Below are 14131 nucleotides of genomic sequence, written 5' to 3'. Positions count from 1 at the left end.
CTTTATTTACTTAATTATTTTTATGGTGTTTATTATTGAGATAATCTTTATTTTACGCGGCAATTAACTTACATTTTCGTAGCATATTGATCGCAATCTGCAAGACGACGGGGAGACGGGATTCACTATGGAATGGCTGAATATACTGATCGTCGAAGACGAAACGCCGCTGGCAGAAATGCACGCGGAATTTATCCGGCAAAACGGCGGCTGCCGACAAATCTGGTTGGCGGGTACCCTGGCGCAGGCCCGTACCATGGTCGAGCGCTTCAAGCCGGATCTGATCCTGCTGGATAACTTCCTGCCCGACGGCCAGGGCATTGAGCTGCTGCGCGAACTGACGCTGAGCGGTTATGCCGGCGGTATCGTCTTTATCACCGCCGCCAGCGACATGGACACCGTGGCCGAAGCCCTGCGCTACGGGGTGTTCGATTACCTGATCAAACCGCTGGCCTATGATCGGCTGGCCCATACGCTATTGCGCTTCAGCCAGCGGCACCAGGCGCTGAAGGATAAGGCACACCTTAACCAGCGCCGCATTGATCAGATGTTCAATACCTACGCCCGCGGCGAGCCTATGGCGACATTGCCGGCAGGCATCGATGAGCTGACGCTGGTTAAAATACGCGGGCTGTTCGAACAGCCCTCGGCCAGCCACACCGCTGAAAGCGTTGCGCAACAGATGGGGTTAAGCCGCACCACGGCACGCCGTTATCTGGAGTTTTGTACCGCCGCCCAGCAGCTGCGCGCCGAAATCATTTACGGCAAGGTAGGCCGTCCGCAGCGGATTTACCGGCCTGCTCAGCCAGAATAAGCGGTTATTTGATCGCCCCTGCAAGCTTGAATGTAACCGCTTTACTTTTTGGGTTCTCCTCAGCATCTTATTCGGCATGATGCCCCTCTACTCTGCCGACAGGACGATCGCCGATGAGTGCTCTGCCCTCTCCTTCCCTGAAAGACCTTATTGCCCGCCGGGACTGGCAAAATCCGGCCTGCACCCATTATCAGCGGCTGGCTGCGCATCCGCCTTTTGCGAGCTGGCGCGATCTGAACGCGGCGCGTGACGACAGCCCCAGCAGCAGCCAGAAAACGTTAAACGGCGACTGGCAGTTCAGCTATTACCGCAGCCCGCAGGCGGTGCCCGAAGCCTGGCTGCGGCAGGACCTGCCCGATGCCGACCGGCTGGCGGTACCGTCCAACTGGCAACTTGCCGGTTATGACGCGCCGATCTACACCAACGTCCGCTACCCGATCCCGGTTAACCCGCCGCTGGTCCCGGAAGAAAACCCGACCGGTTGCTATTCCCGCCAGTTTACCGTCGATCCCGCCTGGCTGGCCGAGGGGCAGACGCGCATTATCTTTGACGGTGTCAACTCGGCGTTTTACCTGTGGTGCAACGGCCATTGGGTCGGCTATTCGCAAGACAGCCGCCTGCCCGCCGAATTTGACCTCAGCCCCTGGCTGCAGGCCGGTGAAAACCGACTGGCGGTGATGGTGCTGCGCTGGTGCGATGGCAGCTATCTGGAAGATCAGGATATGTGGCGCATGAGCGGGATTTTCCGCGACGTCAGCCTGCTGCATAAACCCGCCATCCACCTGAGCGATATTCGCATCACAACCCCGCTTTACGACGGCTTCCGCCGTGGCGAACTGGTGGTGGAAGCGCACGTCAATCGACCGACACAGCACCGGGTACAACTGCAGCTGTGGCGCGATGGTCAGCTGATTGGCGAAAAAATCCAGGCGCTCGGCAGCGAAATTATCGACGAGCGCGGTGCCTATGATGACCGCACAACGCTGCGTCTGCCGGTGGAACAGCCTGCGCTTTGGAGCGCTGAAACCCCAACGCTGTACCGGGCCACGCTGGCACTGTTGGCGCCAGACGGGGAAATTATTGAGGTGGAAGCCTATGACGTTGGCTTCCGTCAGATCGACATCAGCAACGGGTTGCTGAAGCTGAACGGCCAGCCGCTGCTGATCCGCGGCACCAACCGGCATGAACATCATCCGCAGCACGGTCAGGTGATGGATGAAGCCACGATGCGCCACGACATTCTGTTGATGAAACAGCACAACTTCAATGCGGTGCGCTGCTCGCACTACCCCAATCACCCGCTGTGGTACCGGTTGTGCGACCGCTATGGGCTGTACGTGGTCGACGAAGCCAATATTGAAACCCACGGCATGCAGCCGATGAACCGGCTTTCCGACGATCCGCTGTGGCTACCGGCGATGAGCGAGCGCGTGACGCGCATGGTGCAGCGGGATCGCAACCACCCCTGCATTATTATCTGGTCGCTGGGCAACGAATCCGGCCACGGCTGCAACCACGACGCGCTTTATCGCTGGGTGAAAAGCCAGGACCCTACTCGCCCGGTGCAGTATGAAGGCGGCGGCGCCAATAGCGCCGCGACCGACATTATCTGCCCGATGTACGCCCGGGTGGATCAGGATCAGCCGTTCCCTGCCGTGCCCAAGTGGTCGATCAAGAAGTGGATCGGCCTGCCGGATGAACAGCGGCCGCTGATCCTGTGCGAATACGCTCACGCGATGGGCAACAGCTTCGGCGGTTTTGACCGTTATTGGCAGGCCTTCCGCCAGTATCCGCGACTGCAAGGTGGCTTCGTCTGGGACTGGGTCGATCAGGCACTCACCCGCCGCGATGACAACGGAGATGAGTTCTGGGCGTACGGCGGCGACTTCGGCGACACGCCTAACGATCGGCAATTCTGCCTTAACGGCCTGGTGTTCCCCGATCGCACGCCACACCCGGCGCTGTTCGAGGCGCAACGCGCCCAGCAGTTTTTCCAATTTGCCTTTGATGCCACAACGCTGACGTTGACCGTCAGCAGCGAGTATCTGTTCCGCCATAGCGATAACGAACGGCTGGACTGGCGGCTGGAGCTGGACGGCGTAGAACGCGCCAGCGGCAGCTTTGACCTCGCGCTACCACCGCAGGGCAGCGCCAGCTTCCACCTGCTCGACCGCTTGCCGATACTTCATCAGCCCGGCGAGCTGTGGCTGAATGTGGCGGTAGTGCAACCCCAGGCCACCGACTGGTCCGAAGCCAACCATCGCTGCGCCTGGGATCAATGGCCGGTACCACGCACGCTGCATTTGGCGCCGCCGGCAACGAAAGGCCTTGCCCCACAGCTGAACCAGAATGAGCGGACGATTGAGATCGGCCATGGCGAGCAACGCTGGCAGTTTACCCGCGAAAATGGCCTCCTGAGCCAATGGTGGCAAGATGGCGAAGCGCTGCTGCTGACGCCGCTGCAAGATAACTTTATCCGTGCGCCGTTGGATAACGACATTGGCATCAGCGAAGTGGAACGTATCGATCCCAATGCCTGGGTCGAACGCTGGAAGCTGGCCGGCATGTACCGGCTGGAAGAGCACTGCGTGCTGCTGCAGGCCGATCTGCTGAGCGACGGCGTACGGGTGGTGAGCGAGCACCGGTTCGGGGTAGATGGGGAAACGCTGTTATGCAGCCGAAAAGAGTGGTTGTTCGACAGCCAGGGCGCGGTCAGCGTCAGCGTTGACGTCGCGATCGCCGCCAGCCTGCCGCCACCGGCGCGTATCGGCCTGACCTGCCAACTGGCGGACACCCATCCGCAGGCTCAATGGCTGGGCCTGGGGCCGCATGAAAACTATCCGGACCGTCGCCTTGCCGCGCAATTCGGGCGCTGGCAACGACCGCTGGAAGAACTGCACACGCCGTACATCTTCCCCGGCGAAAACGGCCTGCGCTGCGACACCCGCCAGTTGCAGTACGGCGACTGGCACGTCGACGGGCAGTTCCACTTTTCACTCAGCCGCTACGGCCTGCGTCAGTTGATGGACTGTAGCCACCAACATCTGTTGCAGCCGGAAGCCGGTACCTGGCTCAACCTGGACGGCTTCCATATGGGGGTCGGCGGCGACGATTCCTGGAGCCCGAGCGTCAATGCGGACTACCTGCTCAGCCGTAGCCATTACCACTATCAGCTGCGGTTAAAACGCGCGGAACTGGGCTAAATCTGCCAAAACCTCAACGGGTTGCGCATTCTGTAAGCAAACAGTCACAGAATGCGTAATCCGCCTTTGACATGCTGCCAACACCCCGTTATGATTCCGGCCGTTCACACGATTCCTCTGTAGTTCAGTCGGTAGAACGGCGGACTGTTAATCCGTATGTCACTGGTTCGAGTCCAGTCAGAGGAGCCATATTAGAGAAGCCCGCTCAGGGAAACCTGAGCGGGCTTTTTGCTTTTGGGGTTTTGGGTGGGCGGCTTGGGGCGAAGAGCGGACCTTCAATAGCGATTCTCATACAATGTGTAAATGGACGGTTGTGAGCTCATTAATTAATATTTATTTATGGGAAATAGAACCATGCGGTTGAAATGAGGCCGTTTTTAATTTCAAAAACAGCAACACTCTCCAAAGGCTGATCAGACAAACCATGTATCAATTCGTGATCGAAAACTTTATTGCCCATTACTATTCTGGAAATAAGTTCTGCTTTAAGTTTCGGATTATTAAAGCGATTATTCACATAGAATTCACGTAAGGATTCTTTCCCTATTGTAGAGGGACTCTCAGTTGGCATCCGATAACCTTTGAAGTCCTCTGAAAAGCAAGAGATGAACGCTTCAATATCATGGGCATTATACGCTTCGAACTGAGCCTTCACTGGTGAATCTACCGACATAAAACCCCTCATAAATGAATTTATATGCAATTAATTTTCATATAAAATCACATTTAGTACATAAAAACAAATCAAAACTTAAGCTGAATTCGATGCTCATCTGGTCAACTTCTGGCACAAAACAGACCTATCATCTTTCCAACCACAACCTCATCGCCATAGTTTGGTTAGAAATTCCTCTATCAGCACACCAACAATTAATTAGCTTATTATTGGACAAGTTATTTTCCCTCATATAAATCATTTTACAAAAACCCACCAAAGAAGCATTAATCAAGAGCTCCCCTTTATTAACGCAATTAACGCAACGCTGCCCTCTTTCCCTTCCTCCTAATAACCCTATCAATAAAACAAAATTCAATAGCCAAAAACTATCACAACATTCAACTATTCCTATTTTATCTATCTGCATCTACTGACTACGCTTAATGCTGAGTGTCGATAGGCTCCCCGCTGCGAGCCTGACGATGAGAGCTCATTTTTTATTTTTGTAAATCAGTTGATTAGATAAATCCTTAGCGCAACACCCGATGTGGGCTTTCGCCCGCGATAGCAAGCTAACGGCTCCCTCAGGCATCAGACATTTCGGGCCTGGCGAGCAACCTACGAAGCAGAGAGCGCAACATGACAACTGAAAGCAAATGCCCCTTTTCGGGCGGCGGTAAACTGAATGCACCGCGCCGCGGCCCTTCGAATCAAGACTGGTGGCCCAACCAACTTAGCCTGAAGCCGCTGCACCAACACTCCCCCCTCTCCAACCCGATGGACCCGGACTTCGACTACGCCAAAGCCTTCAACAGCCTTGATCTGGCGGCGGTGAAACAAGACCTGCATGCCCTGATGACCGACTCGCAGGAGTGGTGGCCGGCAGACTTTGGCCACTATGGCGGCCTGTTCATCCGCATGGCCTGGCACAGCGCCGGGACCTACCGCATCGGCGACGGTCGCGGCGGTGCGGGTGAAGGCCAGCAGCGTTTTGCACCGCTCAACAGTTGGCCCGACAACGTCAGCCTCGATAAGGCCCGTCGCCTGCTGTGGCCGATTAAGCAAAAATATGGCCGTAAAATTTCCTGGGCCGACCTGATTATCCTGACCGGCAACGTGGCGCTTGAATCCATGGGCTTTAAAACCTTTGGCTACGCGGGCGGCCGCGCCGACACCTGGGAACCGGATGATGTTTACTGGGGCTCGGAAAAGATCTGGCTGGAACTGAGCGGCGGTCAGAACAGCCGCTACTCGGGCGATCGCGACCTTGAGGACCCATTGGCCGCAGTGCAAATGGGCCTGATCTACGTCAACCCGGAAGGCCCGGACGGCAACCCCGATCCGGTCGCTGCGGCGCGCGACATCCGCGAAACCTTCGCCCGCATGGCGATGAACGACGAAGAAACCGTGGCGCTGATTGCCGGCGGCCACACCTTCGGCAAGACCCACGGCGCGGGCCCGGCGTCGCACGTCGGTGACGATCCTGAAAGCGCAGGCCTTGAGCTGCAGGGTCTCGGCTGGCATAGCAGCTTCGGTACCGGCAAGGGTAAAGACGCCATCACCAGCGGTTTGGAAGTCACCTGGACCACCACCCCAACCCAGTGGAACCACGACTTCTTCCGGCACCTGTTCGAATACGAGTGGGAGCTGACACAAAGTCCGGCCGGTGCACACCAGTGGGTGGCCAAAGACGTCGGCGAAACCATTCCCGATGCCTTCGATCCCAACAAAAAGCAGCGCCCGACCATGCTGACGACTGACCTGTCGCTGCGTTTCGATCCGGCCTATGAAAAGATCTCACGTCGTTTCTATGAACATCCCGATCAGCTTGCCGATGCCTTCGCTCGGGCCTGGTACAAACTGACCCACCGCGATATGGGGCCGCGCGCTCGCTATCTCGGCCCGGAAGTGCCGGCCGAAGAGCTGATTTGGCAGGATCCGATCCCGGCGGTCGATCATCAGTTGATCAACGATCAGGATATTGCCGATCTCAAAACGCGGATCCTGGCCTCGGGCCTGCCGGTATCAGTGCTGGTTTCCACCGCCTGGGCATCCGCCTCCAGCTTCCGCGGTTCCGACAAACGCGGCGGCGCCAACGGGGCGCGTATTCGTCTGGCGCCACAAAAGGATTGGGCGGTGAACGAGCCTGCTCAGCTGGCACAAACCCTGGCCACGTTGGAAGGTATTCAGCAGGCCTTTAACCAGGCGCAGTCAGGTAACAAACGCGTCTCTCTGGCGGATGTGATCGTGCTGGCCGGTGCGGCCGGCATCGAAAAGGCGGCGATCAGCGCCGGGCACCCGGTGAGCGTTCCCTTCACGCCGGGCCGCATGGACGCAACGCAGGAGCAGACCGACGTCGAATCCTTCGAAGCGATGGAACCGGTAGCCGATGGCTTCCGCAACTACCTGAAGCAGCAATTCAGCGTGCCGGCCGAGGCGCTGTTGGTCGATAAAGCGCAGCTGTTGACGCTGACCGCACCGGAAATGACGGTATTGGTGGGCGGGTTACGGGTGCTGAACGCCAACGTCGGTCAAAGCCAGCACGGCGTGTTGACCCAACGCCCACAGGCGCTGACCAACGACTTCTTCGTCAATTTGCTGGATATGGGCACCATCTGGAAAGCGGCCAACGAAGACGGCGTGTTTGAAGGGCGCGACAGCCAAACGGGTGCGCTCAAATGGACGGCGACGCGTGCCGATCTGATCTTCGGTTCGCACTCTCAGCTGCGGGCTTTGTCGGAAGTTTACGGCAGCGCAGACGCCCAGGGCAGCTTCGTTCGCGACTTTGTCGCCGCCTGGACTAAGGTGATGAACCTCGATCGTTTTGATCTCGCCTAAGAGATGTAACGGGCGCAGCATGCAGCGCCCCTACGCCAAACACCAGTGAAGGTTTTGTCAGTAGCCTGAAAGCCCGCTTAGGTCAGCTTAAGCGGGCTTTTTATTTCACAGGATCTCGCGCGAGTAGTACTCAGATATTTTCCAGATCGATGCCGCGCGTTTTCGGGCCAAACACGCCGATCACCACCATCACAATCAGCATGCTGGCCACGATAAACGCGATAACCCCCACCGAGCCGCCGTATTGCAGAATGATACCGATGATCAGGCTGCTGAATACCGTCGACAGTCGGCTGAACGAATAGCAGAAGCCGACAGCGCGGGCGCGTATGTAGGTCGGGAACACTTCCGATTGATAAGAATGGTAGCTATAGGTCAGCCAGGCATTGGACCAGGTGATGAAGAAACCGCAAAGGATCAGCCAGACGGGGTTGTTTTGCAGGGCAAACAGCGAGCCGAAGATCACCGTCACCAGGCAGGAAAGTACAATCTGCCACTTGTTTTCCATCTTGTCGGCATAGCGGCTGCACAGCAGCGATCCCAACGGGTAAGCCAGAGTAATAAAGAAGGCATACAGCAAGCTGTGGGTGATGGAGGCTCCCTTTCCGGCCAGCAAAGCGGGTAGCCAGTTGCCAAAGCCAAAGAATCCGATGGCCTGGAAGAAATTCATCACCACCAGCATCAGGGTACGACTGCGGTAACGCGGCGACCAAATATCCTTAAAGCTCCCCTGCGCCGGCATTTCGCTGTGTGCTTGCGCGTCATGCGCGGGGAAATCTGCCGTATGGGTGACGCCGCAGCGTCGTTCCATCGCCTGCATCACCTGCCGGACTTCCGGGTAGCGCCGCTGCTGTGCCAGCCAGCGCGGCGATTCCGGCAAGCCTTTACGCACCAGCCAGATCACCAGCGAAGCCACCGCACCGGCGATCACCACGTAACGCCAGCCGCTCAGGCCCAGGATGGTTTGCGGCACCAGCCACCACGACATTAACGCCACCGTCGGCACCGAGAGAAACTGAATGAAGAAGGAAAAGGCAAACGCCCGGGTGCGCAGATGTGCGGGCACCCATTCGGTCAGGTAAGTATCGATCGTCACCAGCTCAATACCCAAGCCGACGCCGACCAAAAAGCGCAGGAAGATCACCCATTCGGCCTGATGCTGAAAAGCCAGACACAGCGAAAAGATGCCATACCAGGCCAGGGCAAACATAAAGGTGGTGCGGCGGCCAAAGCGGTCGGCATAGGGGCTGAGCAGGCTGGCGCCGATAAACAGGCCAAGGAAGGTGGCGGAGGCGAATGCCGCCTGGTCGGAGACACCGAACACGCCCTGCGCTCCGGTATGGAAGATGCCTTCGGCGATTAAGCCGGTGCTGATGTATCCAGTCTGGAACAGGTCGTAGAGTTCAAAAAAGCCGCCTAACGCCAGCAAAGCAATAAACCGCCACAGCCCGGCGGAGCTGGGCAATGCATCTATTCTTGCTGACAGATCCCGTTCATGGATCGGCGACTGGGCCGCCCCCACGCTTCCCGCAACCAAAGACTCACTCACCATTAACCTCGCCATAACATAATCGATAGTTTTCTATGCTATCGGCTCGGCGTCGGAGTTAAATATTTAATTAGCAGACTATGAAAAAATTTTAAGCATAAAAAACTGCAGCAATCTGTTTTGCTGAGAGAAAATTCAACCGGAGTAGCAATGCACGACAGCGAACTGATGGCCCGCTGTCGTGCGGTGGGGCTTAGCGGATGTGGTGGTGTTGCAGGCGTTCGCCGCGGTAAAAGTTCAGCACACACCAGCCGAGGGCGATCAGCGCCAGCGGTGCAGCGACAAAACCGATGTTGCCCATGCCCAGATGCTGGCTGACCTGGTTACCCAGCAGCGCGCCGCCGCCGATACCAAAGTTGTACAGCCCGGAGTAGATCGACATCGCCACGTCGGTGGCGTCCGGCGCCAGGTTCAACACCTTGGCCTGCATCGACAGGCCAATCGCCATAATGGCCATGCCCCACACCGCAAACAGCAGCGTCAGGTGATTTTCATTACCGGATGCCGGCAACAGCAGCAGCAGGCTCAGCATCAACAGCGCGATGGCGCCGATAAAAAAGCCCGACGGAAAACGTTCGCTGAAGCGGCTAAACAGCAGGCTGCCAATGATACCGGCGGCGCCGAACAGCAACAGCATCAGCGTGGTGAAGTTTTCCGACAGCCCGGCCACGGTCTGAATAAAGGGTTCGATATAGCTGTAGGCGGTGAAATTCGCCGTCACCACGATGATGGTCAGCATATACAGGCTGACCAGCGCCGGACGCTTAAACAGCATTGGCACGCTGGACAGTGAACCGGAATGCTCGCTTTTCAGCACCGGCAGCAGACGCCACAGCAGCACCAGCGCCAGGGTGGCGCAAACCGCGATGCCGATAAAGGTCATGCGCCAACCGAGGATCTGACCAATCACGCGGCCCAGCGGCAGGCCGAGCACCATGGCCAGCGCGGTACCGCCGGCCAGCAGGCTCAGCGCCTGCGCCTTTTTGCCCGCCGGGGCGACCCGGATCGCCAGCGAGGCGGTGATCGACCAGAATACCGCGTGGGCCAGCGCCACACCGGCACGGGAAATCACCAGCGTGGTGAAGTTCCAGGCCACGGCGGTCAGCACATGGCTGGCGATAAACAGTATGAACACCCCGATCAGCAGCTTGCGCCGTTCAATTTTGCTGGTGAGCAGCATACACACCAGAGAGGCGGAGGCGACAATCCAGGCGTAAATGGTGATGATCAAACCCACTTGCTCGGTTTGCATTGAGAAACTTTTGGCGATGTCGCTCAGCAACCCCACCGGAATAAATTCGGTGGTATTGAAGATAAAGGCCGAGACGGCAAGGATGACCACGCGCAACCAGGCGGTTGAGCGAGATACCTGGGTTTGTTCCATGTTAAACGGGATCCGGACAGGTGCGGGAAGTAGCGATATTTTAACCAACTGCCGGGGTAAATGCGATATAGATCACACTTTTATTGGCCTGTTTTTTTCGACAGTCTTTTGCCGCGCAAAGGCCTGCAAACCTGCAGGCCTTTGGCAGAAATAAACAGGCGTTATTGGCTGATGCAGCGTTGTAACGCCTCAACCGAGGTATGAATACCGGCATCGACCGACATGGTCAGATCTTCCATCTCCAGCGAGACCCAGTCGTTGTAACCCATCATGCGTACCACCGAGAAGAATTCCTTCCACCACTGCAAATCCTGCCCGCACCCGACGGCCACATAGTTCCAGGCACGTTGTGCAACCTGTTCCACCGGCCGGGTTTCCAGCAGCCCGTTGACCGCCACTATCCCCCTTTCCAGCCGCACATCTTTGCCGTGCACGTGGTGGATCGCGTCCCCCAGGCGCCGTGCGACGGCAATCGGATCGGCCCCCATCCAGATCAGATGGCTGGGATCGAGGTTCAAGCCCACCATCGGCCCCACCGCGTCGCGCAGCCTGAACAGCGTGTCCGGGTTCCACACCAGCATCGAGCTGAAATTTTCCAGCGCGAACTTCTCTATGCCGAACGCCTGCGCCTTATCTACCAGCTTCTGCCAATACGGGATCGCCACCTCGTTCCACTGGTAGTCCAGGCAGTTTTTCAGCGTCGGCGGCCAACTGACGGTATAGGTGATCCAGTTAGGGATGCTGTCGCCGGGCGCCGCAGGCGGCAATCCGCTCATCATAACGATTTTTTTCACCCCCAGGCCGGCGGCCAGCGCCAGCGTGTTGTCGGTATCATGGCGGTGTTTTTCGCCCAGCACGCCCGGTTCCAGCGGATTACCGGAAACGTTCAGCGCCGCAATTTTCATGCCGCGGCTTTCCAACGCCGCCATCAGCCGCCGCCGTTTGCCCGCGTCCTGCAACAGCGCCACGGTGTCCAGATGCGGTGCCGAAGACCAGCCGCCGGTGGTCATTTCCACGCCAAACACCCCCAGTTCGCCCAGGCGATCCAGCATGGCTTCAAACGGCAGGTGGCCCAGGCTATCGGTACAAAAAGAAAGTTTCATGCTCTTGCTCCGGGTAAATAGGTTTATTCAAAGGCCACCCACCGGGCGCCCTGGTTGGCGGAACGCACGCAGTTTTCAATCCAGCGCACGCCCTCGATCCCGGCGTCGATATCCGGATACACCAGTTGCGCCAGCGCCTGCCGATCGCCGCGGCGGGTGGCGTCGATAGCCAGAGCAAATTTCAGGTAGATGTTGGCCCAGGATTCGGTCAGGCCTTCGGTATGCAAAGCCCCCAGCCGTTCCCAGGCGTTGCAGGTATCGTCCAGATACGCCATGCCGCGATACAGCGTCTGGTTTGGCTGCCCCTGCACCTCGTAGCGCAGCTCGCTGGGGTTGATGTCGCTCCACTCCAGGCTGGCCTTCGACCCCACGATGCGAATGCGCTGGCTGCTCATCGCGCCGGCATTCACCGATGAAGCCCACATCCGCCCTACCGCGCCGCTTTCATAGCGCATCATCACCAGCGCGTTGTCTTCCAGCGGTGCACGCGAGGGAATAAAACTTTGCCGATCGCAGAGCAGCTCGCGGATCTGCATCTGCGGCATGACCAATTGGGAGAGGTTGTAGGTGTGGGTGGAAATATCCCCCAGCACAAAGCTCGGGCCTGAGATCTTGGGGTCAATGCGCCATTTCTGCGCTTCGCTGAGGCGATCCACTTCGTCCGTGGCATTAAAACCGTGGGTATATTGCAGATCCACCATCCGTACTTCGCCAATCTGGCCATTGGCGATCATCGCGCGCATTTGCAGCAGCAGCGGGTGGCCGGAGAAACCGTAAGTCACGCCGACGATCAGGTTTTTTTCCGCCGCCAGCGCTTTAATTTCATAGGCTTCCTGGCTGGTGAAAAACAGCGGTTTCTCGCAGATGACGTGCAACCCGGCCTGCAGCGCCGCACGGGTAATTTCGTAATGCGTGCCGTTCGGCGTCGCTACCGACACCACTTCAATGCCGTCCTCACGCAGCGCCTCTTGAGCGAACAACGTGCGGTAATCTTCATAGCAGCGGTCGGCCGCTACCCCCAGGTTCACACCGAACTCGCGGCCGCGATCCGGCACGATATCAAACGCGCCTGCCACCAGCTCAAAAGCGGTATTATCCCGTAGCGCCCCGCAGCGATGCTTGTAGCCCACCTGCCCCAACCGCCCGCCACCGACCATTGCCCAGCGCAGAGGGCGCGCCGTTTTTCTTTCGCCATTTAGCATAGTTGCTCCCGAAACCTTGGATTTCATCGTTTTCGCCGCATTGCACCCGGGTGCAAATTTTAACTGCACCCGGGTGCAAAATTAGGTAGCAACTTGACCGCTCAACAAATGCCACTTGCGATGGACTATTGGAGAGGGTTAAAAATAAGTCAAATGCGCCATAATAAATCTGCCGATCAGGATCACAAAATACCGCTAAAAAGATCCGCTGCGTTGTGCCGATGGCCCGCAGGATCCTCGCGCCGACGTCGGCAATTCCCGCATTCGACCACGCTGTGCTAATCTGTTGAACCCATACCGTTTTTTCATCACGAGCGAAAGATGATGGCGAAGAAACCCGGCTCTACCCCGGCGCCCGCAGCACGCAAGGCGACGGCCAGCGATGTGGCCGCCCGCGCCGGCGTGTCTAAATGGACGGTATCGCGTGCCTTTACCGACGGCGCGTCGATCTCACCGCAGGCCATGCAACGGGTTCAAACCGCAGCGCGTGAATTGGGTTATCGCCCTAACCTGCTGGCGCGCAGCCTGTCGAAAAAGAGTACCCGCATCATCGGGCTGGTGGCGGACGAACTGAAAAACCCGCATATCTTTACGCTGCTGGATGAAGTGACCCGGCAGTTGCAAAGCCGCGGTTATATGGCGTTGCTGCTCAATATCACCTCTGAGCACGATTACGAGTCGGTGCTGACGCTGGCGGACCAAATGCAGGTGGACGGGCTGCTGTTCCTCGGCACGCTGCTCAATGACCGGCTGATCAGCCTGGCGCAGGACATTCACCGTATTCCGCTGGTAGTGCTGTATCGCTACAGTGAAAGCCCCTATATCCAGGTGCTGGCGACCCACGGTTATCAGGCTGGGTTCGATATCGGCGAGTTGCTGCTCCAGCAAGATTACCCGCGTATGGGCTATCTGGCGGGGCCAATCAGCGAATCTACCCAGTTGCGCCGCCTGGACGGTTTCCGTGCCGCGCTGGCGCAACAGCAGCGTGAGGTCAACCTGGTGCTGCAGGCTCCGCACTACCAGCGTCTTTGCGGGATGGAGGCCTTTTCGACCTACCTGGCCGCCACCCCGGCAGAGCAACGGATAGACGCCATTTTTTGCGAGAACGACATTCTGGCGGTCGGCGTTATCGATGCCATACGCGCCACGCCGGGCTGTGCGCCGATTGCCGTGGTGGGCTTTGACGACATTGAGCTGGCGGCCTCCCCCAGCTACCAGCTAACCACTTACCGCCAGCCGATGCAGCAGCTGATAGCCGATGGCATTCACTGCCTGACGCAGGCCTTCGAACCCGGCGGACAACGGCTGTATACCGGCGAATTGATCGTCCGGCAATCACATCTAAAACAACCCTAAGACGGCGAGAAATCGGCTCACTGC

9 protein-coding genes and 1 tRNA gene are annotated in these 14131 nt (G+C 57.9%); 5 read left to right on the top strand and 5 right to left on the bottom strand.

What is annotated here, in order from left to right; all coding sequences use genetic code 11:
- Positions 1–127 precede the first annotated feature (127 nt).
- The 3 genes from dpiA (at position 128) to ACMGG1_RS07490 (ending at position 4206) form a co-directional block, all read left to right on the top strand.
- The gene (gene dpiA, locus ACMGG1_RS07500) at positions 128–814 is read left to right on the top strand and encodes a two-component response regulator DpiA (RefSeq protein ID WP_046373127.1); all 687 of its coding nucleotides are present in this window, start codon (positions 128–130) and stop codon (positions 812–814) included.
- 113 nt (positions 815–927) lie between these two features.
- Positions 928–4017: a beta-galactosidase gene (locus tag ACMGG1_RS07495; protein ID WP_414161266.1), complete on the top strand. Its 3090-nt coding sequence runs from the start codon at positions 928–930 to the stop codon at positions 4015–4017.
- A gap of 113 nt (positions 4018–4130) precedes the next feature.
- A tRNA-Asn gene (locus ACMGG1_RS07490) sits at positions 4131–4206 on the top strand.
- A 148-nt stretch (positions 4207–4354) separates the two neighbouring features.
- On the opposite strand, the gene ACMGG1_RS07485 is transcribed toward ACMGG1_RS07490, so the two are convergent.
- Positions 4355–4690 carry a nuclear transport factor 2 family protein gene (locus ACMGG1_RS07485; protein WP_414161265.1) on the bottom strand — a complete coding sequence of 112 codons (336 nt, stop codon included), beginning with the start codon at positions 4688–4690 and terminating at the stop codon, positions 4355–4357.
- Positions 4691–5314: 624 nt separating this feature from the next.
- On the opposite strand from ACMGG1_RS07485, the gene katG reads away from it, so the two are divergent.
- A complete protein-coding gene (katG, locus tag ACMGG1_RS07480) occupies positions 5315–7513 on the top strand; it encodes a catalase/peroxidase HPI (protein WP_414161264.1) in 2199 nt (732 codons plus the stop codon).
- A gap of 130 nt (positions 7514–7643) precedes the next feature.
- On the opposite strand, the gene ACMGG1_RS07475 is transcribed toward katG, so the two are convergent.
- The 4 genes from ACMGG1_RS07475 to ACMGG1_RS07460 all read right to left on the bottom strand — a co-directional run bounded on the left by ACMGG1_RS07475 (position 7644) and on the right by ACMGG1_RS07460 (position 12751).
- Positions 7644–9065: an MFS transporter gene (locus ACMGG1_RS07475; RefSeq protein WP_260679824.1), complete on the bottom strand. Its 1422-nt coding sequence runs from the start codon at positions 9063–9065 to the stop codon at positions 7644–7646.
- A gap of 190 nt (positions 9066–9255) precedes the next feature.
- A complete protein-coding gene (locus tag ACMGG1_RS07470; protein WP_115058468.1) occupies positions 9256–10446 on the bottom strand; it encodes a sugar transporter in 1191 nt (396 codons plus the stop codon).
- A gap of 161 nt (positions 10447–10607) precedes the next feature.
- Entirely contained in the window at positions 10608–11549 is a 942-nt protein-coding gene (locus ACMGG1_RS07465; RefSeq protein ID WP_115058467.1) for a sugar phosphate isomerase/epimerase family protein, read from the bottom strand.
- 23 nt (positions 11550–11572) lie between these two features.
- A complete protein-coding gene (locus tag ACMGG1_RS07460; protein WP_201896214.1) occupies positions 11573–12751 on the bottom strand; it encodes a Gfo/Idh/MocA family protein in 1179 nt (392 codons plus the stop codon).
- 321 nt (positions 12752–13072) lie between these two features.
- Between ACMGG1_RS07460 and ACMGG1_RS07455 the strand changes: the two genes are divergently transcribed.
- Entirely contained in the window at positions 13073–14107 is a 1035-nt protein-coding gene (locus ACMGG1_RS07455; RefSeq protein ID WP_046373112.1) for a LacI family DNA-binding transcriptional regulator, read from the top strand.
- Positions 14108–14131: the final 24 nt, after the last annotated feature.

The sequence above is a fragment of the Serratia sp. BNK-12 genome (assembly GCF_047456085.1).
In the GTDB taxonomy this organism is placed as follows: Bacteria; Pseudomonadota; Gammaproteobacteria; order Enterobacterales; family Enterobacteriaceae; genus Serratia; species Serratia liquefaciens.
Note: the sequence above shows the minus strand (reverse complement) of the source record. Positions and strands in the feature narration are given on the sequence as shown.

What these genes read in the sequence shown, in the direction of transcription:
- ACMGG1_RS07460 (WP_201896214.1), bottom strand. Translation starts at nt 12,751, where the DNA reads ATGCTAAATGGCGAAAGAAAAACGGCGCGCCCTCTGCGCTGGGCAATG.
- dpiA (WP_046373127.1), top strand. Translation starts at nt 128, where the DNA reads ATGGAATGGCTGAATATACTGATCGTCGAAGACGAAACGCCGCTGGCA.
- ACMGG1_RS07470 (WP_115058468.1), bottom strand. Translation starts at nt 10,446, where the DNA reads ATGGAACAAACCCAGGTATCTCGCTCAACCGCCTGGTTGCGCGTGGTC.
- katG (WP_414161264.1), top strand. Translation starts at nt 5,315, where the DNA reads ATGACAACTGAAAGCAAATGCCCCTTTTCGGGCGGCGGTAAACTGAAT.
- ACMGG1_RS07485 (WP_414161265.1), bottom strand. Translation starts at nt 4,690, where the DNA reads ATGTCGGTAGATTCACCAGTGAAGGCTCAGTTCGAAGCGTATAATGCC.
- ACMGG1_RS07495 (WP_414161266.1), top strand. Translation starts at nt 928, where the DNA reads ATGAGTGCTCTGCCCTCTCCTTCCCTGAAAGACCTTATTGCCCGCCGG.
- ACMGG1_RS07475 (WP_260679824.1), bottom strand. Translation starts at nt 9,065, where the DNA reads ATGGTGAGTGAGTCTTTGGTTGCGGGAAGCGTGGGGGCGGCCCAGTCG.
- ACMGG1_RS07455 (WP_046373112.1), top strand. Translation starts at nt 13,073, where the DNA reads ATGATGGCGAAGAAACCCGGCTCTACCCCGGCGCCCGCAGCACGCAAG.
- ACMGG1_RS07465 (WP_115058467.1), bottom strand. Translation starts at nt 11,549, where the DNA reads ATGAAACTTTCTTTTTGTACCGATAGCCTGGGCCACCTGCCGTTTGAA.